At 62.2% G+C, this 26,093-nt stretch carries 26 protein-coding genes; 17 read left to right on the top strand and 9 right to left on the bottom strand.

Translation table 11 applies throughout. The annotated features are described in order from the left end of the window. Window positions 1-172 precede the first annotated feature (172 nt). Window positions 173-811 (top strand): TetR/AcrR family transcriptional regulator, encoded by a 639-nt coding sequence (locus QCBJ_RS07410; protein ID WP_043205286.1) that lies wholly within the window; start codon window positions 173-175, stop codon window positions 809-811. Here QCBJ_RS07410 and QCBJ_RS07405 read toward each other — a convergent pair. The 4 genes from QCBJ_RS07405 to QCBJ_RS07390 form a co-directional block, all read right to left on the bottom strand. Continuing rightward, entirely contained in the window at window positions 808-4,335 is a 3,528-nt protein-coding gene (locus QCBJ_RS07405; protein ID WP_102060574.1) for a molybdopterin cofactor-binding domain-containing protein, read from the bottom strand. The two genes, QCBJ_RS07410 and QCBJ_RS07405, sit on opposite strands and share 4 nt — an antisense overlap. Window positions 4,336-4,340: 5 nt before the next feature. After that, window positions 4,341-4,823, bottom strand: a complete 483-nt coding sequence (locus QCBJ_RS07400) for a (2Fe-2S)-binding protein (protein WP_012723985.1) — start codon at window positions 4,821-4,823, stop codon at window positions 4,341-4,343. A gap of 160 nt (window positions 4,824-4,983) precedes the next feature. Continuing rightward, the gene (locus QCBJ_RS07395; RefSeq protein ID WP_043206229.1) at window positions 4,984-5,418 is read right to left on the bottom strand and encodes a MarR family winged helix-turn-helix transcriptional regulator; all 435 of its coding nucleotides are present in this window, start codon (window positions 5,416-5,418) and stop codon (window positions 4,984-4,986) included. A gap of 60 nt (window positions 5,419-5,478) precedes the next feature. Beyond that, entirely contained in the window at window positions 5,479-6,531 is a 1,053-nt protein-coding gene (locus QCBJ_RS07390) for a 2,5-dihydroxypyridine 5,6-dioxygenase (RefSeq protein WP_102060431.1), read from the bottom strand. A gap of 307 nt (window positions 6,532-6,838) precedes the next feature. On the opposite strand from QCBJ_RS07390, the gene QCBJ_RS07385 reads away from it, so the two are divergent. The 6 genes from QCBJ_RS07385 to QCBJ_RS07360 all read left to right on the top strand — a co-directional run bounded on the left by QCBJ_RS07385 (window position 6,839) and on the right by QCBJ_RS07360 (window position 13,340). Then, window positions 6,839-7,972, top strand: coding sequence for an FAD-dependent monooxygenase (locus tag QCBJ_RS07385; RefSeq protein WP_102060430.1), 1,134 nt, complete (start codon window positions 6,839-6,841; stop codon window positions 7,970-7,972). Further along, the gene (locus QCBJ_RS07380) at window positions 7,969-8,766 is read left to right on the top strand and encodes an alpha/beta fold hydrolase (RefSeq protein WP_102060429.1); all 798 of its coding nucleotides are present in this window, start codon (window positions 7,969-7,971) and stop codon (window positions 8,764-8,766) included. Before QCBJ_RS07385 ends, QCBJ_RS07380 begins: the two co-directional genes overlap by 4 nt. Window positions 8,767-8,780: 14 nt before the next feature. Beyond that, a complete protein-coding gene (locus QCBJ_RS07375; protein WP_012723980.1) occupies window positions 8,781-9,533 on the top strand; it encodes an Asp/Glu racemase in 753 nt (250 codons plus the stop codon). A 183-nt stretch (window positions 9,534-9,716) separates the two neighbouring features. Continuing rightward, window positions 9,717-10,349 carry an N-carbamoylsarcosine amidohydrolase gene (locus tag QCBJ_RS07370; protein WP_102060428.1) on the top strand — a complete coding sequence of 211 codons (633 nt, stop codon included), beginning with the start codon at window positions 9,717-9,719 and terminating at the stop codon, window positions 10,347-10,349. Between the two features lie 177 nt (window positions 10,350-10,526). Next, entirely contained in the window at window positions 10,527-11,837 is a 1,311-nt protein-coding gene (locus tag QCBJ_RS07365) for an MFS transporter (RefSeq protein ID WP_046034237.1), read from the top strand. Between the two features lie 357 nt (window positions 11,838-12,194). Next, entirely contained in the window at window positions 12,195-13,340 is a 1,146-nt protein-coding gene (locus tag QCBJ_RS07360) for a MalY/PatB family protein (RefSeq protein WP_102060427.1), read from the top strand. A 55-nt stretch (window positions 13,341-13,395) separates the two neighbouring features. Here QCBJ_RS07360 and QCBJ_RS07355 read toward each other — a convergent pair whose 3' ends face one another. Continuing rightward, window positions 13,396-13,611, bottom strand: coding sequence for a molybdopterin-binding protein (locus tag QCBJ_RS07355; protein ID WP_003173733.1), 216 nt, complete (start codon window positions 13,609-13,611; stop codon window positions 13,396-13,398). Window positions 13,612-13,929: 318 nt separating this feature from the next. Between QCBJ_RS07355 and QCBJ_RS07350 the strand changes: the two genes are divergently transcribed. From QCBJ_RS07350 to QCBJ_RS07340, 3 genes are read left to right on the top strand one after another with little or no spacing between them, the layout of a single operon-like run. Next, window positions 13,930-14,886: an aliphatic sulfonate ABC transporter substrate-binding protein gene (locus tag QCBJ_RS07350; protein ID WP_102060426.1), complete on the top strand. Its 957-nt coding sequence runs from the start codon at window positions 13,930-13,932 to the stop codon at window positions 14,884-14,886. A 22-nt stretch (window positions 14,887-14,908) separates the two neighbouring features. Then, a complete protein-coding gene (locus tag QCBJ_RS07345) occupies window positions 14,909-15,730 on the top strand; it encodes an ABC transporter permease (protein ID WP_102060425.1) in 822 nt (273 codons plus the stop codon). Continuing rightward, on the top strand, window positions 15,727-16,443 hold the full coding sequence (locus tag QCBJ_RS07340) for an ABC transporter ATP-binding protein (RefSeq protein WP_102060424.1): 717 nt from the start codon (window positions 15,727-15,729) through the stop codon (window positions 16,441-16,443). The genes QCBJ_RS07345 and QCBJ_RS07340 overlap by 4 nt, the downstream gene beginning before the upstream one ends. Window positions 16,444-16,602: 159 nt before the next feature. Here the strand turns inward: QCBJ_RS07340 and QCBJ_RS07330 are convergent, their stop codons facing one another. Beyond that, entirely contained in the window at window positions 16,603-17,523 is a 921-nt protein-coding gene (locus QCBJ_RS07330) for a FecR domain-containing protein (protein WP_102060423.1), read from the bottom strand. Then, a complete protein-coding gene (locus QCBJ_RS07325) occupies window positions 17,520-18,038 on the bottom strand; it encodes a sigma-70 family RNA polymerase sigma factor (protein ID WP_046034241.1) in 519 nt (172 codons plus the stop codon). The genes QCBJ_RS07330 and QCBJ_RS07325 overlap by 4 nt, the downstream gene beginning before the upstream one ends. Before the next feature lie 238 nt (window positions 18,039-18,276). Here QCBJ_RS07325 and QCBJ_RS07320 point away from each other — a divergent pair, with 238 nt between their 5' ends. Then, window positions 18,277-19,242 (top strand): threo-3-hydroxy-L-aspartate ammonia-lyase, encoded by a 966-nt coding sequence (locus QCBJ_RS07320; protein WP_102060422.1) that lies wholly within the window; start codon window positions 18,277-18,279, stop codon window positions 19,240-19,242. Continuing rightward, a complete protein-coding gene (locus tag QCBJ_RS07315) occupies window positions 19,239-19,619 on the top strand; it encodes a RidA family protein (RefSeq protein WP_046034243.1) in 381 nt (126 codons plus the stop codon). Before QCBJ_RS07320 ends, QCBJ_RS07315 begins: the two co-directional genes overlap by 4 nt. Here the strand turns inward: QCBJ_RS07315 and QCBJ_RS07310 are convergent. Beyond that, entirely contained in the window at window positions 19,607-20,233 is a 627-nt protein-coding gene (locus QCBJ_RS07310) for a transcriptional regulator (RefSeq protein ID WP_102060421.1), read from the bottom strand. The genes QCBJ_RS07315 and QCBJ_RS07310 overlap by 13 nt on opposite strands. Before the next feature lie 258 nt (window positions 20,234-20,491). Between QCBJ_RS07310 and QCBJ_RS07305 the strand changes: the two genes are divergently transcribed. The 5 genes from QCBJ_RS07305 to QCBJ_RS07285 all read left to right on the top strand — a co-directional run bounded on the left by QCBJ_RS07305 (window position 20,492) and on the right by QCBJ_RS07285 (window position 25,292). Further along, entirely contained in the window at window positions 20,492-21,742 is a 1,251-nt protein-coding gene (locus QCBJ_RS07305; RefSeq protein ID WP_102060420.1) for a ribonucleotide-diphosphate reductase subunit beta, read from the top strand. Between the two features lie 150 nt (window positions 21,743-21,892). Then, complete coding sequence (locus tag QCBJ_RS07300; protein WP_012723968.1) at window positions 21,893-22,381, top strand: DUF1289 domain-containing protein; 489 nt, start codon at window positions 21,893-21,895, stop codon at window positions 22,379-22,381. Window positions 22,382-22,549: 168 nt separating this feature from the next. After that, window positions 22,550-23,464, top strand: coding sequence for a class I SAM-dependent methyltransferase (locus tag QCBJ_RS07295; RefSeq protein ID WP_046033825.1), 915 nt, complete (start codon window positions 22,550-22,552; stop codon window positions 23,462-23,464). Between the two features lie 148 nt (window positions 23,465-23,612). Continuing rightward, window positions 23,613-24,329: a phosphatidylcholine synthase gene (gene pcsA, locus QCBJ_RS07290; protein WP_012723966.1), complete on the top strand. Its 717-nt coding sequence runs from the start codon at window positions 23,613-23,615 to the stop codon at window positions 24,327-24,329. A gap of 183 nt (window positions 24,330-24,512) precedes the next feature. Continuing rightward, window positions 24,513-25,292, top strand: a complete 780-nt coding sequence (locus tag QCBJ_RS07285; protein WP_012723965.1) for a TSUP family transporter — start codon at window positions 24,513-24,515, stop codon at window positions 25,290-25,292. Here QCBJ_RS07285 and nudC read toward each other — a convergent pair. After that, on the bottom strand, window positions 25,260-26,093 hold the full coding sequence (gene nudC, locus QCBJ_RS07280; protein WP_046033824.1) for an NAD(+) diphosphatase: 834 nt from the start codon (window positions 26,091-26,093) through the stop codon (window positions 25,260-25,262). The genes QCBJ_RS07285 and nudC overlap by 33 nt on opposite strands.

Below are 26,093 nucleotides of genomic sequence, written 5' to 3'. Positions count from 1 at the left end.
CTACTCTAGTTATTGAGACGCACCAAAATAGCCCGGCGCACAGGTAATCCCCAGCGCAATGGCGTTTTTATTACAGAACTTGTCGGTCATAGAACGGACGCGAAAAAGCCCATGCTATATTCCGCGCCCTGACTGTCGTGCAAGGCGCCCTGATAGGGCGATGAAGAGGGATATGGCGATCAAGAAAACCGGCATCCGCGCCCAACAGGCCGACCAGACCCGCGCGCGTATCCTCCAGGCGGCGGTCAAGGTGTTTACCCGTGACGGTTATTCAGGCGGCCGTGTCGATACCATCTCCAAGGAAGCCGACTCCAACGACCGCATGCTGTATTACTATTTCGGCAGCAAGGAACACCTGTTCGTCTGCGTGCTGGAACACACCTACGAACAGTTCAACAAAGCCGAAAGCAAGCTCAAGCTGAGCCTGGACGCACCCGAGCAGGCCCTGCGCGACTTGGTGGCGTTCATCTGGAATTACTACGTCAAGCATCCGGAATTCGTGGCGATCCTGAGCATCGAGAACCTGCACCAGGGCAAGCATGCCCAGCAGTCCGGCGAGATGCGCAGGCTGTCGGGGGAAGCGGTGGGCGTGCTGAAGCCGATTATCGAAGCCGGCCAGGCGCAAGGCGTGTTTCGCCTGGATGTGGACCTTAAGCACGTGTACTTGATGATTGCCTCGCTGTGCTACTTCTATAACTCCAACCGCCATACCCTCAGCTCGTTCCTCGGTGAAGACCTGGCGGACAAAGGGCCGCAGCAGGATTGGCTGGGGTTTATCAGTGACCTGGTGGTGCGCGGCGTCACGCCCTAGTGCGTACCGGGGTTGGCGCGCAGATGCGCCACCTTCTGTTCCACCCCCTTCCACTGCGGCGCATTCGGCGCGAATTGCCCGCGCAGGTACGCCGCCAGGTCCGCCACCTGGCTGTCCGACAAACTGTCCTTGAACCCCGGCATATACCCCAGATCCCGGGTCGCCGGGTTGCTGATGCCCTGCAGAATCACCTTGATCAAATTATCCGGCTGATCGCTGTGCACATTGGTATTGTTCGCCAACGACGGGCTCACCCCAAACAGTTTCGGCCCCAGGCCGTCGGCATGACAGGCCTTGCACGAACCTTCGAACACTCTTCGGCCATTGGGGTTGGGTACGGTCACAGCAGCGGCCACCGGGACGTCGGCCGTCGCATTGCCGTTAAGCGATGCCAGGTACACCGCCATGGCGCGGATATCCGCCTTGGGCAATTTCGACAACTCACTCACCACCGGCCCCATCGGGCCTGCCGCCACGCCGTGGGCGTCGGAATAGCCGGTGCTCAGGTAAGCGAACAGGTGCTCTTCGGTCCACGGCGTCGGTGACTTGGACAAGCCATTGAGCGCCGGCGCCTCCCAGCCATCGACCATGCCGCCCGCCAGGAATGCCTTGCCGCCCTTCTCCGCCCCCATCACGTTGCGCGGCGAATGGCACGCGGCGCAGTGACCCAAACCGTTGACCAGATAATTGCCGCGATTCCATTGCTCACCGCGCTCAGGCTGCGGCGTGATTTCACCGCGCCGCACATTTAGTGCATTCCACCCCGCCATCAACGGCCGGATATTGAACGGAAAGCGCATGGCGTTCGGCGTAGGCTCCTGGCTCACCGGCGCCTGGGACATCAGGTAGGCGTACAGCGCCTGCATATCCGCGTCGGTGATATTGCGAAACGCCGTATAGGGAAACGCCGGGTACAGGTTGCGCCCGTCACGGCCGATGCCGTCACGCATCGCCCGCTCGAACGCCGAGTACGACCAGGCGCCAATCCCGGTCTTCACGTCCGGGGTGATATTGCTGCTGTACAACGTGCCGAACGGCGTTTCCATGGCCAACCCACCGGCATTGGGAGCGCCACCGGGCGCTGTATGGCACACCGCGCAATCGCCCACCGCCGCCAACAAACGCCCGCGCTCCAGGGTGGCCTTGGACCAGGTGCCGGCACTGGGCGGTGCAATCGGTGCGATTTCAGCCTGGAACGGCCAGGCTGTCGCCAGCACCGCGCCCAAGGTGGCGAACAGCGCGCCGAACCACCATTTTCGGCGTTTTTCCGGCGACTTGACCGGCTCACCCAGGGTCGCCGCATTCAGCGCCGCCAGCACCCGCTCCGGGGTGATCGGCAACTCGCGAAAACGAATGCCGGTGGCGTCGTAGATCGCATTGGCGATCGCCGCCGCGCTGGGCACCGACGCCGACTCACCGGCGCCCATGGGCGGTTGGTCCTGGCGCGGCATCATCATCACGTCGATCTGCGGCACGTCGGGAAAGGTCAGGATCGGATAGCCGCCCCACTCCTTGCTCGCCACGGTCGACTCTTCAAAGGTCACGCGCTCCTTCAGTACGCGACTGGTGGACTGGATCACATTGCCATGGATCTGATGCTGCACCCCGGCCGGGTTGATCATCATCCCCGAATCATGGCCGATCACCACCCGCGTCACCGACACATCGCCGGTCTGCTTGTCGATGGCCACGTCCGCCACCCAAGCCGCCCAGGCCGCGCCGAACCCGGGAAACTTGCTGTGGATGTAGCGCGCGTAGGCAAAGCCACGGCCACGCAGCAGATGGTCTTCGTTGGCGGTTTGCATCGGCGCGGTGCGCGGTGACCAGTTGGCGCGTTCGGCGGTGGATTTCACCAGGTCGATGGCGCGCTCGTCCTTGAGGTAGCGCAGGCGGTATTCCACCGGGTCGACGCCGGCGGCAAAGGCCAGTTCGTCGATATAGGATTCATGCGCAAAGGTGTTGGGCAAGGCCGATACGCCGCGCATCCACGAGGCGCGCACGATGGGCGCCATGTCGTTGATGGTCACACGCATAGTGTCGATGTCGTAGGGTGGGATCGAGGTGCGGTCGCCCATCTCGAACATCGCCGCCACCGGCTCGACACGGCCTGTCAGCAACAGCGCCAGGGTCGGCGCGCCGTTGGAGGGATAGCTGGTTTCAAAGTCGTAGGCGGCAATGCTGCCATCGGCGTTGAGGCCACCGTCCACATCCATCAGCTGCGCGGTGCCCTTGGGCTCCCACAGGTGTTCCTGTTCGCGGGTCAGTTGCACGCGCACCGGCTTGCCGACCGCACGGGATAACAGCAAGGCATCCGCACACACGTCATCGGCGCAATTGCGCCCGTAACAACCGGCGGCCTCCATGCGGATCACGTCGATCAGGGTTTCTTCGCACTCCAGCAACCACGCCAGGTCAGCGCGCAACAGGTGCGGGTTCTGGCTGCCCGACCATACGCGACTGCCGGAAGGCGAGTAATCGGCCACGCCACAGGAGGGGCCGATCGAGCCATGCATCTGGTACGGCCACAGGTAAGTGCGGGGCATACGTTGACTGGCATTGGCCAGGGCCGCATCGACGTTGCCCTGGTCGAGGACGGTGCGCCGCACACGGGGGTTGTCGCGGATGGCCTGCTCGACATCGCTCATGTCCGGCAACGCGTTGTTCCAGGGTTTCCAGTGCACCTGCAAGTCGGCGGCCGCCTTGATCGCCTGCTCTTCCCACAAGGCCACCACGCCCACAAAATCGCGGATCACCACCACCGCAACGACGCCTGGGATATGGGCGATGGACGATTCGTCCACGCTCAGCAGGCTATTACCGACAAACTCCCCGCAATCAAGCCCGGCATACGGCGGGCGGATCACGCGGCCATGGAGCATGCCCGGCACGCGCATGTCGTGCACGTAGGTCAGCTCGCCGGTGGCCTTGCCGGGGATATCCACCCGTGCGGCACCCTTGCCCACCAGGCGATACTCCTCGACCGCCTTCAGCGGCGCATCACCGCTGATGCGCAGTTGGTCGTGCTGGCCGCTGACCAGTTCAAAGTAGCTGGTGGTGCGCCCGTCCGCCGCCTGAATAACGCCGGCGTCCACCTTAAGACTGGCGGTGCTCACGCCCCAGCGCCCCGCCGCCCGCGCCAGCAGAAACCGCCGCGCCTCGGCGGCGGCATGGCGCAGGGGTACGGCGGAAATCTGCAGCGTCGCACTGGCAATGGTCGCGCCCTGATTGGGCACGCGTTCGGTGTCGCCGAGCACCATCTTCACCTGCTCCATTGTCAGGTCGAGTTCCTCGGCCACGATCTGCGCCAGTGACGTGCGAATACCGGTACCCAGGTCCACATGGCCATTGAATGCGTAGACCCGCCCGTCATCGCTCACCGCGATAAACAGCCCGAGTTCCTTGGGTTTCACAGTGGGCGTGCCACCCTTGGCCACCGGCCCCGAGGGCGGCAGCACGTCATCGACGATCAGCAAGACGCCGGCCTTGGCCAGCCACTGGTCACGGGAAAGCGGAGTGTCTGTCATGGTCATCAATCCACGGTCATCAAGCGGGCCGCACGCAGCACGGCGCGCAGGATTTCGATATGGGTGCCGCAGCGGCAGAGGTTGCCCGATAGCGCGTTGCGCACCTCGGTTTCGCTGGGGTGGGGGTTACGGTCGAGCAAGGCCTTGGTGGTCATGATCATGCCGTTGAGGCAGTAGCCGCATTGCGCGGCCTGCTCATCGATAAAGGCTTGTTGCACCGGGTGCGGCGCCTGCCGCGTGCCCAGGCCTTCAAGGGTGAGAATCTCGCGCCCCACCGCACCTGCCAGCGGGAACACGCATGAGCGCGCCGCCACGCCATCGATGATCACGGTGCAGGCACCGCACTCCCCCAGGCCGCAGCCGTATTTGGGGCCATTGAGTTGCAGGTCATTGCGCAGCACCAGCAACAGCGGCGTGTCCGCCATGGCGCTGACTTCGCTGACGTGCCCGTTGACCTCAAGCGCTACCGTGATGTGCTGGCTGATCATTCGCTTCGCCCGTAACAGTTGATGAAGCAGGCACTACATGAAACAGTCAAAAAAAAGCATCGCGGACCTGGGGCCTCACGACACACTTGACTGATGAAGTGACTACTACATGAACTCAGAGCAAAAACGGTGCCAAAAGACCGTATGGTGAGTGGGCTGTTTATTCCTGCGGGTCGTCGATCATCTTGCGCAACAGGAACAGCACCGCGACGCGTTCGGCGGGGTTGAGGTTGCTCATGGTCAGTTCGCTGATCTGCGCGGCGCGAGGTGCAGTCTGGGCAACCAGCTCGGCGCCTTCCGGGGACAGGTCGACCACCACTTTGCGCTTGTCCTGCGGGTCCGGCTCCAGGCTGATCAGCGCCTTGGCCTTCAGCCGCTCGACGATACCGCGAATGGTCGCCTGGTCCACCGCAGTCGCCTTGACCAGTTCCGTCAGGGAACTTGCACCGTGATCGCGCAGCGCACACAAGGTCACGAATTGCACGGCGGTGAGCTGCGAGTCGCCGACATTCTGCTGAAAGATCGCCAGGTGGCGCTGGTAGGCCTTGCGCAGCAGGTGGCCAACTTGTTCAGAAAAGACGTAGGAATCAGGCACGGCGCAGCTCGGTGGGTGGTTAAAGTGGGGAGGCATGATACTCCATCCCCATACCGATGATCAGCGCGCGAGAGAGGCTCGCGGCGCCACCACATCCCCCGCAATAACGACGGCCTCATTATCCAGATACACATCGCAATTGCGCAGCGGAATGTCCATATGGCACGGCGTCTTGCGCGTTCCGCCCACTTCGGTATTCGGCCCGGTGGAGAACAGGAAATTGCCATAGAACGCCCGCGCGTCCATGCACATGCCGTCGTTTTTGTCGTGCAGCCCCATGGCCGTCCACTGCGCCCGTGGCTGCAGGCCCCAGCCGATATGGGAGATGCCGTACACCTCGGGGTCATTGAAATACTTCATGTAGTCACGCAGATATTCGGCCTCGAAACCGCCATGGATGTTAGTGATGAAGCCCTTCTCGATCTCCAGGGTGATCTTCTCGCGGGTGTAGGTCTTGAACGGCAGCAGGATGTCGCCGATGTCCAGCACCAGCACGCCTTCGGCGGTTTCTTCGTTGGGCCAGGAGAACAGGAAACCGCTCGGCCAATGGTCCCAGCGCCCCGGCTCATCGGCGAAACCATATTCCGTCACCGACGGGTATTGCCCCAAGGCCGCACGGAAGTCGCTGCCGGCGCGGGACGTCACCTGAATTGAGCGCGCCTTTTTCAGCCACTGCTCCGCCGCCAGCACGCGCACTTTGTCTTCTTCGGTGGGCAGCATCCGCGCCAGCACTTCCGGCGGCTCCACGGCCAGCAGGATGCGCGTGCCGGTCTTGAGGATCTGCTCCTGCTCCGGCGAGTGCAGCAGCATCATGGTGTCGACGATCAGGTCGGCGGCTTCCAGCGCGCGTTGCGCCGCGATATTGCCGGTCAGCGCAGTGTCGCCGCAGTAGGCGGTCATGTCGTTACCCATCGCCTTGGGATGGTTGAACGACGGCAACTCCACCGCATACACCTTGGCCCCCAGGCGCTGCGCGGCATCCATCGCGGCACGCACGGTGCGCGGGTCGGAGTAATAGCTCTTGAGCACGGCAACGCTCTGGGTCGGGTCGACCTTGGACAGCGTCAACACGTGTTCAAACATCTGGGTCAGTTCGCAATCGCTTACCGGCATTTTCCTGTCTCCTGTGGGCCTGCACCAAGTTCAAGCACTGCGCTTCACTCTAGTGCATTTTTATAGCGTATACGCCATTTAATAACGATAAGACCCGAATTACAGACAGACTGCAAGCGGCGCACCAAAACGTTACCTATCGAAACAATTCCAGTATTTATTGGCCAAATCAAGTTACACAGGACAACTATCGCCAAAAAATATATTTGCAGAGATAGGCTTCCCATTTCAAAAAATGAGCGTATACACTTTAAAAACCTTGCGGACAGACGCCGCCGAAAAATCAAAAGACAGAGGAACACGCCCCATGGGAAGCACTCAGAAAATCGCCATCGTCGGCGCCGGCCTCGGCGGTGCCGCCGCTGCCACCCTGTTGCAACAAGCTGGTTTCGACGTGGATGTGTATGAGCAGGCGCCGGAGTTTTCCCGACTGGGTGCCGGGATCCACATGGGCCCCAACATCATGAAAATCTTCCGCCGCATGGGCATCGAAAAGCAGCTGGACCTGATGGGCTCGCACCCCGAGCACTGGTTCAGCCGTTGCGGCGAGACCGGCGACTACCTCTCGCGCATCCCGCTCACCGGCTACGGCGCGTCCTACATCACCGTGCACCGTGGCGACCTGCACGCGTTGCAGATGTCGACTCTCAAGCCCGGCACCCTGCACTTCAACAAGCGCCTGGAAACCCTTGAAGAAACCGACACCCAGGTGCGCCTGACCTTCGCCGACGGCCAGGTGACTTACGCCGACATCGTGATCGGTGCCGACGGCATCAACTCCAAGATCCGCGAAGAACTGCTCGGCGTGGAAAAACCGCTGTACAGCGGCTGGGTCGCCCACCGTGCGCTGATCCGGGGCGACCAGTTGGCCAAGTACGACCTGAAGTTCGAGGACTGCATCAAGTGGTGGACCGAAGATCGCCACATGATGGTCTACTACACCACCAGCAAGCGCGACGAGTACTACTACGTCACCGGCGTGCCCCATGCCGAATGGGACTTCCAGGGCGCATTCGTCGACAGCAGCCGCGAAGAGATGTTCGACGCCTTCAAGGGCTACCACCCCACCGTTCAAGCCCTGATCGAATCCACCGAAAGCGTGACCAAATGGCCGCTGCGCAACCGTAACCCGCTGCCGCTTTGGAGCCGTGGCCGCCTGGTGCTGCTCGGCGATGCCTGCCACCCGATGAAGCCGCATATGGCCCAGGGCGCCGGCATGGCCATCGAAGACGCGGCGATGCTCACTCGCTGCCTGCAGGAAACCGGCATCAGCGACTACCGCACCGCGTTCCAGCTCTACGAAGCCAACCGCAAGGAACGTGCGTCACGCGTACAAGCCGTGTCCAACGCCAACACCTGGCTGCGCACCCAGGAAGACCCGGCCTGGGTCTACGGTTATGACCTGTACGCCCAGGAACTGAAATCGGGGGTGGCCGCGTGAGCACCTTCCTCTACGGCGGCAACGTGCAGGCCAATGGCATCCGCCAGCATTACCTGCGTTATGGCGGCAAGGGCCCGGCGCTGATCCTGATTCCCGGCATCACCAGTCCGGCGATCACCTGGGGCTTCGTGGCCGAGCGCCTGGGCGCGCGGCTCGACACCTACGTGCTGGATGTGCGCGGTCGCGGCTTGTCCTCGACCGGCCCCGCGCTGGATTACAGCACCGATACCTGCGCCGAGGACATCGGCGCGTTTGCCGATGCATTGAACCTGCACAGCTACCACCTGATGGGCCACTCCATGGGGGCACGCTTTGCCCTGCGCAGCGCGGTGCTGCATCCCCAGGGCGTCAATCGCGTGGTGTTGATCGACCCGCCGGTGTCCGGCCCGGGCCGACGCGAATACCCAAGCAAGCTGCCGTGGTACGTCGACTCGATTCGCCAATCCCTGATCGGCATGGACGCCGAGGCGATGCGCGCCTTCTGCGCTACCTGGACCGACGAGCAACTGCAACTGCGCGCCGAATGGCTGCACACCTGCTATGAGCCCGCCATCGTGCGCGCCTTCAATGACTTTCACACGGTGGATTTCCATCAGCACTTGCCGTCTCTCAAGGCGCCGGCCCTGCTGATGGTGGCCGGGCGCGGCGGCGTGATCCTCGACGAGGACATTACCGAAATCCAGGACCTGCAACCGGCCATCCAGGTGGCCCGCGTACCGAATGCCGGGCACATGATTCCGTGGGATGACTTCGACGGTTTCTTCCACGCCCTCGGCGACTTCCTCGAACAATAACCCTGGAGACCACCATGCAGAAGCCCTACCGCATCGGCCAGATCGTGCCGAGCTCCAACACCACCATGGAAACCGAGATCCCGGCGATGCTCACCGCCCGCCAGGCGATCCGCCCCGAGCGCTTTACCTTTCACTCCAGCCGCATGCGCATGAAACAAGTGCGCAAGGAAGAACTGGCGGCCATGGACGGCGAGTCCGACCGTTGCGCCGTCGAACTGTCCGACGCCAAGGTCGATGTGCTGGGTTATGCGTGCCTGGTGGCGATCATGGCCATGGGCCTGGGTTATCACCGCAATTCCGAACAACGCCTGCGCAAGGCCACCGCCGACAACGATGCCAATGCACCGGTCATCACCAGCGCCGGGGCCTTGATCGAAGGCCTGAAAGTAATGGGCGCCCAGCGCATCGCGATTGTCGCGCCGTACATGAAGCCACTGACCGAACTGGTGGTGAACTACATCCGCGAAGAAGGCTTTGAGGTCGTGGACTGGCGTGCCCTGGAGATCCCCGACAACCTCGAAGTGGCCCGCCACGACCCGGCCAACCTGCCGGCCATCGTCGCCGGGATGAACCTGGACGGTGTCGACGTGATCGTGTTGTCCGCCTGCGTGCAGATGCAATCGTTGCCGGTGGTGGCCAAGGTCGAGGCGCAAACCGGCAAGCCGGTGCTGACGGCCGCGATCGCCACCACTTACGCCATGCTCAAGGCCTTGGACCTGGAACCCATCGTTCCCGGCGCGGGCGCGCTGCTCTCCGGCGCCTACTGAAACCGCATCTGTGGTGAGCAGGTTTTTTGTAGTGAGCGGGCTTGCCCCGCGCTGGAGTGCGTAGCGCTCCCGCTTTTTTGGGGCCGCTTCGCAGCCCAGCGCGGGGCAAGCCCGCTCACCACAGCAAGCCCGCTCACCACAAATAAACCGCTCACCACAGCTATGAATGAGGAGATTGGGAAGATGAGCGAACAATCCGCCGACGCCAATTATCAGGGCGTCTGGGGCAACCGCATTGGTTTCGGCAAAAAAGCCGCGCTGCTGATGATCGACTTCATGCAGGGCTACACCACCGAAGGCGCGCCATTATTCGCGCCGGGCGTGGTCACGGCCGTGGCCGAAAGCGTCGAGCTGCTGGCCACCGCACGCGAGCACGGGATTGCGGTGGTGCACACCAATATCCGCTACCATCCCGGCCATTTCATCGACGGTGGCATCTGGGTCAAAAAGGCCCCGGTGATGAAAGACATGGTCGAAGGCAACCCACTGGCCGCGTTCTGCGCCGAAGTCTTGCCGCAAGCCGATGAAGTGGTGATCACCAAACAGTACGCCAGTGCGTTTTTCGGCAGCAGCCTGGCGCCGATGCTGCATGCCCAGGGCATCGACACCGTGGTGCTGGCCGGTTGTTCCACCAGCGGCTGCATCCGCGCCACGGCGGTGGATGCGGTGCAACACGGGTTTCGCACCATCGTCGTGCGCGAATGCGTCGGCGACCGGCACCCGGCGCCCCATGAGGCCAACCTGTTCGATATCGACAGCAAGTATGGCGACGTGGTGAGCAAGCAGGAGGCGATGAGCAAGTTCAGGGAGCCATAAGACGGTACCGAGAACCGCGCCATAGAGCGCGGTCTTGAACAAACTGAGGCCTGAAATGCAAAACCGAAAGACCTCAGTCTTCTGACACTGCCTTTGGAAGTCGCTTCTACAGCACTCCGAAGTGCTGGAACAAAAGCGGCTGTATAAAAACCATAAGTCACCGCCAGGAGACACCCAATGCCCATTGCGAATGCAGCGCCCGCGACCACCGTCGCCGACCCGGTCAACACGCTTTACCACAAGATCACCTGGAAGCTGATTCCGTTCCTGTGCTTCTGCTACCTGGCCGCCTACCTCGACCGCATCAACATCGGCTTCGCCAAACTGCAGATGCTTGACCAGTTGCAGTTCAGCGAAACCGCGTTCGGCCTCGGTGCCGGCCTGTTCTTTGTCGGCTACATCCTGTTCGAAGTGCCGAGCAACCTGGTACTGGAACGGGTCGGCGCGAAGATCTGGATCGCGCGCATCATGATCACCTGGGGCCTGCTCTCGGCTTGCACCATGCTGGTCACCTCCACCACCCAGTTCTACATCCTGCGTTTTCTGCTCGGTGCTGCCGAAGCGGGCTTTCTGCCGGGCGTCCTGTACTACCTGACCACCTGGTTCCCCACTCACCGACGCGGGCGGATCATCGCGCTGTTCATGATCGGCCTGCCGCTGTCCAGCGTGATCGGCGGCCCGTTGTCCGGCTGGATCATGGGCCACTTCGACCACATGGGCGGCCTGCGCGGCTGGCAGTGGCTGTTCCTGATCGAAGCGGTGCCCAGCGTATTGCTCGGCGTGCTGACCTTCTGGGCACTGCCCAACACCTACCAGCAAGCCAAATGGCTGTCGGACGAGGAAAAGGCCCTGCTGGAAACCGAACTGCGCAAGGATGACGCCGACGGCGCCGACAGCAAGCACAGCTTTCGCGACGGTTTCTTCAACCTCAAGGTGTGGATGCTCGGCGGCATCGATTTCTCGATCCTGCTCAGCGCTTACGCCATGGGCTTCTGGATGCCGACCTTCATCCGCAATGCCGGGGTCATCGACACCTTCCATATCGGCGTGCTCACCGCGTTGCCGAGCGTTGCCGCCCTGCTCGGCATGCTGCTGATCGGCGCCAGTTCCGACAAGCACCGCGAGCGCCGCTGGCACATCATCGTGCCGTTTTTCATCGGCGCGGCGGCCATGGCCACCAGCACCTTCTTTACTCATAACGTGGCGGCCACCGTGGCGCTGTTCGCGATTGCCTCGGCGGCGATCATCGGCGCGGTGCCGGTGTTCTTCAGCCTGCCGGCGACCTTCCTCAAAGGTACGGCGGCGGCCACCGGCTTTGCCCTGGCCTGCTCGCTGGCGAATATCGCCGGCCTGGTGAGCAACTCGTTGATGGGCGTTGCGATCGACGTCACAGGCAGCAGCGCCGGTGCCTTATGGTTTTTCGCCGGCTGCCTGATTCTCAGCAGCTTCCTGGTCATCGCCTTGCCGGCGAAACTGGTGAACCGTTGATAACAACCCTTTTTGCGGATAAATCAACCTGCAAGGCTTCTTGAAACGCTATGCGCTGCTTGTCGCGGTCGACCTGTGCGCCCGCGCCTTGCGTGGAAGCGCGCGTTTCTCAAGGGGTATATCCGTTACCTGATGTATGGAGATCAAACTGTGGGAGGGGGCTTGCTCCCGATGGCAGTGGAACAGCCAGAGATGCATCAACTGACACACCGCCATCGGGAGCAAGCCCCCTCCCACAGTTTTAACCCACTACGGCACACCTCAACAACGGTAAGCACCAATCAACCCTGGCCTATAAAAATAATGACGCTAGAATCAGCCCCATTCCCGCGCCCGACGCCCTGACACGAGCCCCCCATGAGCTTTGATTTCAACACAATCCACCCCCGCCTAGGCACCGGCAGCACCAAGTGGAACCGCTACCCGCACGACGTTTTGCCGATGTGGATCGCCGACATGGACATCGCCGCCCCACCCGCCGTGCTGCAAGCCTTGCACGCGCGCCTCGACCAGCAGGTGCTCGGCTACAGCGTCGCCGGCCCGGATGTGCGTGAGGCGATCATTGCCGATTTGTGGGCCAAGTACGCCTGGCGCGTACAGCCGGATGAGTTGCTGTTCCTGCCCGGCGTCGAACCGGGTTTCAACATGGCACTGCACGCCTTTGTACAACCCGGCCAACCGGTGGTACTGCAAACTCCCAACTACCGGCCGATCCGCCTGGCGCCGGGGCACTGGAACCTGCCGCGCATCGAAGTCCCCTTCGAGCTGGTCGACGGCGAATACCTCACGCCCCTGCCCGCCATGCGTCAGGCGCTGACCGGTGCCGGCGCGCTGCTGTTGAGCAACCCGCATAACCCCATGGGCAAAGTCTTCCCCCGCGAAGAACTGCTGGCCGTGGCCAACGCCTGCCTGGAACACGGCGCGCTGATTATCTCCGACGAAATCCACGCCGAGCTGTGTTTTGACGGACGTCGCCACATTCCCACTGCCAGCCTCAGCGATGAGATCGCCCAGCGCACGATCACGCTGATGTCGGCGAGCAAGGCGTATAACGTCGCTGGCCTGAAAACTTGCTTTGCAGTGGTCCAGAACGCCGAGATCCGCGAGCGCTTCAACCAGGCGCGTTGCGGCATGGTCGACAGCGTCAGCCCCCTGGGTCTGGAGGCCACCCGCGCCGCCTACAGTCAGTGCGGCGACTGGCTTGATGCGTTGGTGCAATACCTGCAAGCGAACCGTGACTACCTGCTCGAGGCCGTGCAAACCCGCCTGCCCGGCGTGGTGATGCAGGTGCCGCAAGGCACGTTCCTGGCGTGGCTGGATTGCAGCGCCCTGGGCCTGGATGATCCGCAGCAGTTTTTCCTGGAGCAGGCCAAGGTCGGGTTGAGCGCCGGTATCGAGTTCGGCGATGACAGCCAACAGTTCGTGCGACTGAACTTCGGCTGCCCACGAACGATGCTGGAAGAAGGCCTGCAACGCATGGAACGCGCCCTTCGCCAACGCTGAAGCGTGCATCTATTAATGAGGGCTCCGGCTTGCCAGCGCCCTCATTCGATTGGGTTCACAACTTGGCGATGGACACTTCCGTCGATTTCACAAAGGCAATCACTTCACTGCCCACTTTCAACTCCAGGTCACGCACCGAGCGGGTGGTGATCACCGAGGTGACGATGCCGGACGCGGTCTGCACGTCGATTTCCGACACCACTTCCCCCAGCAGGATTTCCTTGATGACGCCCTTGAACTGGTTGCGCACGTTGATCGCTTTAATGGTCATGTCGGCTTTCCTTTTGGCTGTTGGGTCAATCCGCACGAATGCGCAGGCCCTCAACATGCGCCACCCACGAAGACATTAAAAGGAATATATAACTCTTTATTTATTCGATACAGATATATAAGAACTGTTGCATCACCAACAGCTGATCAACAGTTTGCGCATTCGCGCTACAGCTTTAGCCCCTTCAAGCCCCGTAAACACGCCTCCGAACCAGATGGCACAGAGACTGCATATTCCCGAAAAGCATGATGGAACATGCCGTTTAATTTTTCTGGATATAAGAAAAGCCTTCTCTCAACGCCTTGCCGGAGCTGTTCCATGACCCCCTTCACCCGACGCTTACTCGGCGCCTGCGCCCTCGCCCTCTGCCTGCAACCGCTGGCCCATGCCGCCGACACCGACCCCGCTGAAGTCAATCTCGACTATGCCTACTACTCGCCCGTCAGCCTGGTGCTCAAGCATTTTGGCTGGCTGGAACAGGCCCTGCCGAACAGCAAGGTCGGCTGGGTCCTGAGCCAGGGCAGCAACCGGTCGCTGGAATACCTCAACAGTGGCGGCGTGGATTTCGCTTCCTCCGCCAGCCTGTCGGCGGTGTTGAGCCGCGCCAACGGCAGCCCGATCAAATCGGTGTATGTGTACAGCCGCGCCGAATGGACGGCCCTGGTAGTGCGCAAGGACTCGCCGTTCAAGAGCGTCACCGATCTCAAGGGCAAGAAAATCGCCGCCACCAAAGGCACCGACCCGTACCTGTTCACCCTGCGCAGCCTGCAAAAGGCCGGGCTGAAAAAAGACGATGTGGAGCTGGTACACCTGCAACACCCGGATGGCCGCACCGCCCTGGAGAAAGGTGACGTGGACGCCTGGGCCGGTCTTGACCCGCACATGGCCGCCAGCGAAATCCAGGCCGGTTCGCGCCTGCTGTACCGCAACAAGGATTTCAACAGTTATGGCGTGGTCAGCGTCACCGAAAAATTTGCCAAAGCGCATCCGCAGACCATCACCAAAGTGCTCGGCGCCTATGAAAAGGCCCGCGACTGGGCGGCGAAGCACCCGGATGAATTCGCCAAGCTGCTCGCCGACGAATCCGGCCTGCCGCTGGAAGTGGCCAAGCTGCAACTGTCGCGCACCGACCTGAGCACGCCGTTCCTGAGCAGCAAGGATGTGCTGTCGTCCAAGGCCGCCGCGCCGATCCTGGTGTCCGAAGAGTTGGTGCGCAAAGGCGTGAATGTGGACCAGGTGATCGACCAGTTGATCGACACCTCGTTCGGCCACTGACACTAAGGAGAAGGAGCGCGTGATGACCAGCAAAACCCAAGCATTGCCCCTTGCCGCGCCCGTGGCGATCAACCGCAGTGCCTGGCCGAGACGGCTCAAGGGCCTGGTGGTGCCGGCGCTGATCCTGCTGGTGTTGGAAGTGGTGGTACGTGTGGGTTGGCTGCCGTCGTACCAGATGCCGGCGCCCAGCGAAATCGCCGTGACCCTGACGGACCTCGCCGAAGGTGCACTGTGGAAACACATCAGCGCCAGCCTCGGCCGGGTGCTGCTGGGCTTTGCCATCGGCGCCAGCCTGGCGTTGGTGTTTGCCGCGTGGGTCGGCTTGAGCCGTGAGGCCGAAGCCTATCTGGAACCGACCTTCGCCGGGCTGCGCTCGATCCCGAGCCTGGCCTGGGTGCCGCTGTTGCTGCTGTGGCTGGGCATCGACGAAACGTCGAAGATCGTGCTGATAGCAATCGGCGCGTTCTTCCCGGTGTACCTCAATGGTATTGCGGCCATCCGCGATATCGACCGCAAGCTGGTGGAAGTCGGGCAAATGCATGGTTTCAATCGCCGCCGCCTGGTGCGCCGCATTTTATTGCCCGCCGCCCTGCCCGGCCTGTTTACCGGGTTGCGCAGCGGCTTGAGCCTGGCGTGGATGTTTTTGGTGGCGGCCGAGTTGATCGCGGCCACCAAGGGCTTGGGTTATTTGCTCAGCGACGGGCGGGAAACCTCGCGGCCGGATATCGTGCTGGCCGCGATCATTGTGTTGGCGCTGCTGGGCAAGGTCAGCGATGGCCTGCTCGCGGCACTGGAGAAGCGCTGCCTGGCCTGGCGCGATACGTTTCAGGGAGCCGGACAATGAGCGCACAGCCTCTGCTGGACATTCACGTGGCGCGTAAAAGCTTCGCCCACACCACCGTGCTGAACGAGGTGCGCCTGACGTTGCAACCGAGGGAAGCCGTGAGCCTGCTGGGCCCCAGCGGCTGCGGCAAAAGCACCTTGCTGCGCATCGTCGCCGGCCTGGAAAAGGACTTCCAAGGCGAACTGCACAGCCCGGAGGGCGAAGTCGCCTTTGTGTTCCAGGAACCCCGGTTGATGCCCTGGCTCACGGTGGAACAGAACATCGGTTTCAGCGATGACAACCACTACGACAGGGCCTGGGTCACGCAACTGATCGAGGAAGTCGGCCTCAAGGGGTTTGCCCAGGCACTGCCCAAGGCGTTGTCCGGCGGCATGGCGCAGCGGGTCGCCATCGCGCGGGGCCTGTATTCACGCCCGCAGGTGTTGTTGCTGGATGAACCCTTCAGCGCAGTGGACGCGTTTACCCGCATGAAGTTGCAGGACCTGCTGCTGCAACTGGCCCAACACCATGCCATCGCCTTGCTGTTGGTGACCCATGATGTGGACGAGGCGCTGTACCTGAGCGACCGTGTGCTGGTGATGGACAACCGGCCCAGCAGCATTCGCCAGGAACTGGCGGTGGACCTGCCGCACCCAAGGGACCGGCGTGATCCGCTGCTGGCCCGGCTCAAGGCACTGGCCTTGACCGAGCTGCACCGCGCCCATGTGATCTAACACCACTGAGACTTGTAGTGAGCGGGCTTGCCCCGCGCTGGGCTGCGAAGCGGCCCTAAAACCAAACACCGCGTTCTGTCTGACAGACCGCGGTGTTTTTATTGGGGCCGCTTCGCGCCCCAGCGCGGGGCAAGCCCGCTCACTACACAAACGGGGTGATCAGCTCATTGCTTTGCGCAATGTCACCCAATACCGTGTCCGCGCCTGCAGCTCGAGCCCCAGGGTCGAGGCAAGCAAATTGAGGATACGGTCGGTGTCGTCGAGGCGGAAGCTGCCGGTCACACGTAAATTCTCCAGGTTCGGTTCCCAACGCAAAACACCTGGCCGATAACGTTCCAGCTCCCGCAAAAAATCGCCCAGCGCCTGGTTCTGCGCCGTCAGCACACCGTCGCGCCAGCCCAGCTGCGACACATCAAACGGCACCCAGGCACCCAGCCCGCCGGCTTTCAGCGGCGCTTGCTGCCCCCCCTGCAGGGTCGCCATCTGCCCGTTCCGGTCGCGCACTTGGACTGCGCCCTTGAGCACAGACACCAGGCAGCCGGCCGCCTGTTGTCGTATGCACACGTCGGCCTGGCTGACGCTCAACTCGCCGTAGCGGGTCTGCACGGTCATCGCGGTCGCGCCGGGTAAATTCAGCGCCAACTCACCGTCCACCAGCGTGATACGCCGCTGTGCCAGGTCCACATCCACCGCCGTGGCGGTATTGAGTTGCAGGTTGCCGCCGTCATCCAATTGGATACGCTTGCGCTCACCGGTGGCGGTGTGCAGGTCGGCGCGCCATACCTCGATGGGCAATTGACGGCTGACCAACCAGGCCGTCGGCACCAAGGCCGCGATACCCAACGCGCGCTTGAGCACGGCGCGGCGTCCCGGTTGCGGGCGGTCGAGGCTGGCCATCGCCAGGGCCTGGGGCAAGGCGCTGAAACGCTGGCGCAGGGTCTGGGCTTTTTGCCAGGTCTGTTCGTGCTGAGGGTGGCTGTCTCGCCAGTGCTGCAAGGCGGCGTGATCATGCTCGGTGGCCGCGCCAGACTCCAACAGCGCCAGCCATTGGGCGGCGGCGCGGGCCACGTCACGGCTCACAGGTCCACCAACAGGCAATGTTCGTAAGCCTGGGCCATGTAGCGTTTTACCGTGCGTTCGGAGACGTCGAGGCGCTCGGCGATCTCCCGATAGCCCAGGCCTTCCAGTTGGCTCCAGAGAAAGGCGCGGCGGACCAGCACCGGCAAGCCATCGAGCAATTCATCCAGGGCTTGCAGGGTTTCCAGCACCAGCCAGCGCTGCTCGGGCGACGGCACACAGGCTTCCGGCAGGTTCGCCAAGGCCTGCAGATAGGCCTGTTCGAGGCTGCGCCGCTGATGGAAATTCACCAGCAGGCGCTTGCCGACGGTCACCAGATACGCGCGCGGCTCCTGCATCTGCGCAATCGGCTGGGCGCTGGCGAGTACCCGTAAAAACGTATCCTGGCTCAGGTCCGCGGCATCCCAGGCATTGCCCAAGCGCCGGCGCAGCCAGCTTTCCAGCCAGCTGCGATGGTCGCGGTACAGGCTCGACAACGTCAGCTCGGGGGCGTGGGTCGAAACAACAGCATCATTCATGGCAAGCGACCTGCGCGGCGCGAGTGAGTCTCAAATGAGATTCATTCTATTTAATATCGCAGTCAGACACCATGATCTTTTCAACCTTGCGCTAAGTGGGCGATGCAGTCGGCGAGTCGGACCAACATCGTATCCTGCCGCGATCAGAGAGGTTCGAAACGCCAGCACTCCCACACGAATCTTTACTATCTGTCTTGTTATGGATATTTTATCCAGACATGCCATTGAGGTCCGTCCCATGCACCTGCCGACTTACCAAGACGTCATCGCCGCCGCCCAACGCCTGGAGGGCGTTGCCTGCCTGACGCCGGTGTTCACCTCTCGAACGCTCAACGCACAGACCGGCGCCGAGGTCTTCATCAAGTGCGAGAACCTGCAACGCACCGGCTCATTCAAGTTTCGCGGCGCCTTCAATGCACTGTCGCAGTTTGACGCACGGCAACGCGAAGCCGGGGTGGTGGCGTTCTCGTCGGGCAACCATGCCCAGGGCATTGCCCTGGCGGCGCGTTTGCTGGGCATACCGGCAACGATTGTGATGCCCGGCGATGCGCCTGCCGCCAAGGTCGCGGCCACCCGCGAGTATGGCGCCAGCGTGGTGCTGTATGACCGCTTTACCGAGGACCGCGAGCAGATCGGCCGTACCCTGGCGAACGAACACGGCATGACCCTGATCCCGCCCTACGACCATCCGCATATCCTCGCCGGCCAAGGCACCGCCGCCAAGGAACTGCTGGAAGTCACCGGCCCCCTGGACGCGTTGTTCGTCGGCCTGGGCGGTGGTGGCATGCTGTCGGGCACGGCGCTGTCGACCCGCGCCTTGTCGCCGGAGTGCCAGTTGTACGGCGTCGAACCCGAAGCGGGGAACGACGGCCAGCGCTCGTTTCGCACCGGCAACATCGTACATATCGACACCCCGGCGACCATCGCCGACGGCGCCCAGACCCAGCACTTGGGCAACTACACCTTCCCGATCATCCGCGAGCAGGTGAACGACATCCTTACGGTGTCGGACGCACAGTTGGTGGCCTCGATGAAGTTCTTCATGCAGCGCATGAAAATGGTGGTGGAACCCACCGGCTGCCTGGGCCTGGCCGCACTGCACGCGTTGGGCGACCAGCTCAAGGGCCAGCGCGTGGGCATCATCGTCACCGGCGGCAACGTCGATCTCCAGAAGTACGCCACCCTGCTCAGCGAGGCGCCATGAACATCATCCACACCCCCACGGCGGCAAAGCCTGCCGGCCATTATTCCCAGGCCATCCGCCACGGCGACACGCTGTATATCTCCGGGCAACTGCCGGTCAGCCCGGACGGGCGGCATAACCTGTCGGCGCCGTTTGCCGAACAGGCCCAGGTCGCACTGGCGAATGTGTTGGAAATCCTCAAGGCGGCCGGCGGCACGCCGCAGGATCTGGTGAAAGTCACGGTGTACGTGGCGGGGGTCGAACACTGGCCGGCGTTCGACCAGGTCTACGCCGGCGCACTGGGTGATCACCGCCCGGCACGCGCGGTAGTGCCGGTGCCCGAGTTGCATCACGGGTATCTGGTGGAGATTGAAGCCGTCGCGCGTTACTTGGCGTAGGTGTAGACCGCCGCGCGCGACACGCCCAGGTGCGAGGCTACGGTTTCCATGGCCCGACGCACATCCATGCAGCCGGCATCCTTGAGCTCACGCATCAAGGCACGCCGGTCCGCGGTCTTGAGCGCGCGCGGCGTGGTGGCCAGGCGTGCGGCGAACTGATCGATGCGCGCACGAATGGCGTCGGCGCCGGACGGGTCGAGAGACTCACGGGGCGTGTCGCCACTGACGGAGCCGAACTGTTCCAGCATGCCCTGCAAGCCTCGGAACAACGAGAGGTCGACGTTCATGCACAAGGCCGCGACGTATTGTCCGCGGGTGTCCTTGATGCCGATCGAGGTGCTCTTGACCTGGCGGCCGTCGGCGAACTGGTTCTGATAATTGGCAATGACTGGCGGGTAATCGGGATCGGCAATCCGCGCCAGGCCCAGCTCAGTGGCCGGGTCGCCAGACTGGCGGCCCGAGAGGTTGTTATGGATGGCCAGGATCGCGTGCTGCGGGTCGCGCAAGTCGTGCAGCACCACTTCGCAGAACGGGCTGAAGGTTTTGCTCAAGCCTTCGGCGATCTGTTCGAGCTGGCTGATCAGGTGGGTGTCTTCGGGCAGGGGCTTTTTCATGCAAGACAACATATCCAGTCCTGGACAGGGCGTCAATCAGGCGCCCGGCAGCGACCCCAGACCGCACATCTTGTGCGTTGACCATCGTCATCACACCCCATATAGTGTGCCCACAAACAGAACAGACCACTACATAGTGTGCAGTATCGGTAAATACCGACCACACTATGCGCCGTATTTCAATGCCTAACCGCCTGCAAATTTTATATTTTGGACGGCTCCATAGGCCGTCAGAACAGACCAGAAGGGAGTATTTCAATGCTGAGTTGGGATGAAGTCGACAACGAAGACACCGGTGCAGCGGTGATCAAGGGCGCCAACGCCGGCCACGCCAGCGAAGCCAACATGGACCGCCTCGACGGTGCCGGCGCCGCCGCCGCGCTGGAAGCCCGTAACGTGACCGCCAACGACTCCGCTGCGATCATCCGCGCCAAGGCCGCCCTCGACAAACTCGACGTCGCCGAAGGCCTCGCCGAACTCGAAGGCTCCGCCGCCCGCGTCGCCGTCGACGAAAAGCGCATGATCAACTGCCGTGCCGACCTCAACCAACTCGTGCCCTTCAAGTACGACTGGGCCTGGCAAAAGTACCTCGACGGCTGCGCCAACCACTGGATGCCGCAAGAGGTCAACATGACCGCCGACATCGCCCTGTGGAAAAACCCCGAAGGCCTGACCGACGACGAACGCCGCATCGTCATGCGCAACCTCGGCTTCTTCTCCACCGCCGACTCCCTGGTGGCCAACAACCTCGTGCTGGCCGTGTACCGCCTGATCACCAACCCGGAGTGCCGCCAGTACATCCTGCGCCAGGCCTTCGAAGAAGCAATCCACACCCACGCCTACCAGTACTGCATCGAATCGTTGGCCATGGATGAAGGCGAGATCTTCAACATGTACCACGAGATTCCATCGGTCGCCAAAAAGGCTGCCTGGGGCCTGAAGTACACCCGTTCGATCTCCGATCCGAAGTTCGAAACCGGCACCGTCGAGACGGATAAAGAGCTGCTGCGTAACCTGGTCGCCTACTACTGCGTCCTGGAAGGCATCTTCTTCTACTGCGGCTTCACCCAGATCCTGTCCATGGGCCGTCGCAACAAAATGACCGGCGTGGCAGAACAGTTCCAGTACATCCTGCGCGACGAGTCGATGCACCTGAACTTTGGTATCGATGTGATCAACCAGATCAAAATCGAAAACCCGCATTTGTGGGATGCCGAGATGAAGGAAGAAGCGACCCAGATGATCCTGCAAGGGACTCAGCTGGAGATTGAATACGCTCGCGACACCATGCCACGCGGCGTGTTGGGGATGAACGCGGCGATGATGGAAGACTACTTGAAGTTCATCGCTAACCGTCGCCTGTCGCAGATTGGCTTGAAGGAAGAGTATCCAGGCGCCACCAACCCGTTCCCGTGGATGAGCGAGATCATGGACTTGAAGAAAGAGAAAAACTTCTTCGAGACCCGCGTGATCGAATACCAGACCGGCGGCGCGTTGAGCTGGGACTGATCCACGGACGAGACCCCAACATGTGGGAGGGGGCTTGCCCCCGATGATGTTCGTTCAGTTCAAGCTTCAGTGACTGATGCACCGCGATCGGGGGCAAGCCCCCTTCCACAGGGGTTGCGGTGCGCTATAGATCTTTGCAAATTGCCTCTTATGCCCAATCAAACCATCAAAACACCTTGCGTCGGCCTGTGCTCCACCGTTTACGGGGACCTGGTCTGCCGGGGCTGCAAGCGTTATCACCATGAAGTGATCCAGTGGAATGGCTACAACGCCGAGGAAAAACAAGCGGTGTGGCTGCGCCTGGAGCAATTGCTGGTGCAGGTGATGGCCAGCAAACTCGAGGTGTTTGATGCGCACCTGCTGCGCCAGCAACTGGAAAATCGCAAGATCCGTTTTGTACCGCACCAATCGCCGTATTGCTGGGCGTACCAGCTGATTGCCCGGGGTGCGCGGGTGATTTCCAAGCTGGATGCATATGGGCTGGCGTTGCTGCCGGAATTTCGTGAGCGCAGCCTGGCGGATTTGCGCGATGCGATTGACCGGGAATTTTTCCTGCTGTCCGAAGCGCATTACGAGCGGTATATCGCGCCGGGCTTTCTCAAGGAAGCGTTTGGGCCGGCCCTGATCGCCACGTTCTAGACAACACCCCATTTGGATTTGCATCGCTCAGCAGGTCAAAGACCTGCCGCGCCCGCGCGGGGCCGGCGTTGGCCAGCAGCGAAGCCAGGGCATCGCGCCATTCATCCAGCCCCCTCGCACCGGCAATTGTGTTTAAAATGCCGCCCGCTCAACGAACGACGTTTAATGATGAACCCAGACGCACTCGCCACCCTGCACGCCCACTTGCTCACAGCCCTGGCCACCCCACCGGCGGAAACCCGGCGCCTGTTCCACGGCCGTGGCCGCTGCTGGCCGGGCCTGGAGCAATTGACCGTAGACTGGTTGCAAGGCGTGCTGCTGGTGGCGTTGTTCAAGGCGCCGGAAGCGGCGCAGTTGCAAGCCTTGAAGCAACTGCTGCAAACCCGATTCGGCACTTACACCGTCGCCCTGCAACACCGCTACCTGCCGCAAAGCACCACCGAATGGCTGGTGGGCGGCCCCGTCGACGAGCTGACCATCACCGAAGGCGGGCTGCGTTACCTGATCGACCTGGGTAAAAAACAGAACAGCGGGCTGTTCCTCGACATGCGCTACGGGCGCAATTGGGTGCGCGAACAGGCTAAAGGCCAGCGGGTGCTCAACCTGTTCGCCTACACGTGCGGGTTTTCGGTAGCAGCCATCGAAGGGGGCGCCGACCACGTAGTGAACCTGGACATGGCCCGTGGCGCCCTGAGCCGTGGCCGCGACAACCATCGCCTCAATGGTCATGACCTGAGCAAGGTCAGCTTCCTGGGCCACGACCTGTTCAAGTCCTGGGCCAAGGTCACGCATGGCGGCCCCTACGACCTGGTGATCATCGACCCACCGTCGTTCCAGAAAGGCAGCTTCCTGCTGACCAAGGACTACCAGCGCGTCCTGCGTCGCCTGCCGGATCTGCTCACGCCACAGGGCACGGTACTGGCCTGCATGAACGACCCGGCCTTTGGCGAAGACTTCCTGATCGACGGCGTGACACGCGAGGCCCCTGGGCTGCGCTTTGCCGAACGGCTGCAAAACCCGCCGGAATTTCCTGATATTGACGCGCAAAGTGGCTTAAAGGCACTGGTGTTCCGCCAAGGCTGATGCCGAAACTGCCTACGCTTGCTACGCTAAGTGATACGCCGGGTGGTGAACCTTCTTACCCCCTTCCCGGTCGATACCTGCATCCCCCGGCCAGACTCGACGGCGTCACGTCGTCGGCTGCCCTGTTTCACCTTTTGGAGATCCGCCCGTGATATCGACCCTGCATGTAGCCAGACTCAAAGCCTGGGGCGCCCACGGCTTCACCGCCACCGGTGTGGTATTGGCCTTCCTGGCCACCCTGGCGCTGCTGGAAAACTCACCCAAGGCCTGCCTGCTCTGGCTGGGCCTGGCATTGGTGGTGGACGGTGTCGACGGCTCACTGGCGCGACGGGTGAATGTCAGCACGGTACTGCCCAGTTTCGACGGCTCGGTGCTCGACCTGGTGATCGATTACCTCACCTACGTGTTTATTCCGGCACTGTTTATCTACCGCTATATCGACCTGCCGGAATTTACCCACCTGCTGACGGTGTCGGTGATCCTGGTGTCGTCGCTGTTCTGCTTCTGCAACGTGAACATGAAGAGCAAAGACAACTACTTCGTCGGCTTCCCCGCCGCGTGGAACGTGGTTGCGCTGTGCGTCTATATCATCCAGCCGGAAGCCTGGGTGACCTTGCTCACCGTGATTGGCCTGGCGCTGCTGACGGTGACGCCGATGAAGTTCCTGCACCCGTTCCGCGTCAAGCGGTTCATGCCGATCAATATCGCCGTGACCACGATCTGGTTGCTGTGCAGCTTCTTGATGGTGGTGGACTATCCCAACACCAACCCGTGGACGTTTGGGTTGTGGTCGCTGATGTCGGCGTATTTCCTCGGGATTTGTATCTGGCGCACGGCACTGGAGTGGCTGGGAACACACAAATGACCCGGTGAACATTCTGTAAATGTGGGAGGGGGCTTGCCCCCGATAGCGGTGGGCCAGCTAAAGATGAGTCAGCTGGAGCACTGCCATCGGGGGCAAGCCCCCTCCCACATTTGGATTTGCAGACTCCCCGCGAGTAAGATGGCGGCCTTTCGCTTAGCGCCCTGCCAACAATAAGCCCTGACCATGCCCTTCGAACTCAGCGTAGACCTCACCACCCTTGCCATCCTGGCGGCGGTCGCCTTTATCGCCGGTTTCATCGATGCCATCGCCGGCGGCGGGGGCTTGCTCACCACGCCCGCCCTGCTCACCGCCGGCATGCCGCCGCACTTGGTACTGGGCACCAACAAGCTCAGCTCCACCTTCGGCTCGGCCACCGCCAGCTTCACCTTTTATCGCCGCAAGCTGTTCCACCCGCGCCAGTGGGTGCACGCCATTGTCGGCACGCTGATTGGCGCCCTCGCTGGCGCGGTAGTCGCCCACTACCTGCCGGCTGAAACCCTGAACAAGATGCTGCCGGTGATTGTGTTCGGCTGCGGCCTTTACCTGTTGTTCGGCGGCACGCCCAAGGCGCCGCTGGATGCCGACGCGCCGATCAAGAAGAAGTGGCAATCCACCCAAGGCTTCGGCCTGGGCTTCTACGATGGCGTGGCAGGTCCGGGCACCGGCGCGTTCTGGACCGTCAGCACGATGCTGTTGCACCCCATCGACCTGGTGAAGGCCAGCGGCGTGGCGCGCAGCATGAACTTCGTCAGCAACGCGGCGGCACTGTCGGTGTTTATCTTCAACGGCTCGGTGGACTGGATCGTCGGCCTGGCCATGGGCGTATCGGTGATGTGTGGCGCGTTCTTTGGCGCACGCAGCGCAATCAGCGGCGGCGCCAAATTCATTCGCCCGGTGTTCATCACCGTGGTCCTCGGCCTGACGGTGCGCCTAGCCTGGCAGCACTGGTTCAGCGTGGCCTAGGCGACGGGCCAGGTAGAGGTCGATCAGGTAACGCGCAATCGAGCGTGACGCCGGCAGCGGCGGCAGATTGTGGATGTTGAACCACTGCGCGTCCTCGATCTCGTCAGCCTGGGGCACGATGTCGCCACCGGCGTACTCGGCATGGAAGCCGAGCATCATCGAATGCGGGAACGGCCAGCACTGGCTGCCCATGTACTGGATATTCTTGACCTCCACCTGCACTTCCTCGCGGACCTCGCGGATCAGGCAGTCTTCGGCCGACTCACCCGGCTCGGCAAACCCCGCCAACGTGCTGTACACCCCCGTGACAAAGCGTGGCGAACGCGCCAGCAGGATCTCGTCGCCACGGGTCACCAGCACGATCATGCTCGGCGAAATCCGCGGGTAGCTGCGCAGGTCACAGGCTTGGCAATACATCGCACGCTCGCGCGGCACCTGGACCATGGGCTGGCCGCAACTGCCGCAAAACCGATGCTCGCGCGCCCACGTACCGATCTGCGCGGCGTAACCCAGCACTTTGTACAAGGTGTGATCGCCTTGCAGCATGAAGCCGCGCAGGCCTTGCCAACTGCAGCCCGGTACTTCACCCGCGCTATTGAGTTCCAGCAGGTACACCGGCTCACCGTCGAGGTGGCCGATGCCGTGTTCGGCGAACACCGACAGGTCCTGGCGCTTAAGCCATTCCCGGGGGAACAAGGGGCCATTGGTGTCATGCAAAAAGCCGTCGCGGCTGCGGGCAACGGCCCAGCCGCCAGGGGTGTCGTTGTCCAGCAGCGTTGTGGTAATCCAGCCTGGGGTCAT

Origin of the sequence: Pseudomonas sp. QC2 (assembly GCF_002859085.1) — a bacterium.
In the GTDB taxonomy this organism is placed as follows: Bacteria; Pseudomonadota; Gammaproteobacteria; order Pseudomonadales; family Pseudomonadaceae; genus Aquipseudomonas; species Aquipseudomonas petroselini.
Note: the sequence above shows the minus strand (reverse complement) of the source record. Positions and strands in the feature narration are given on the sequence as shown.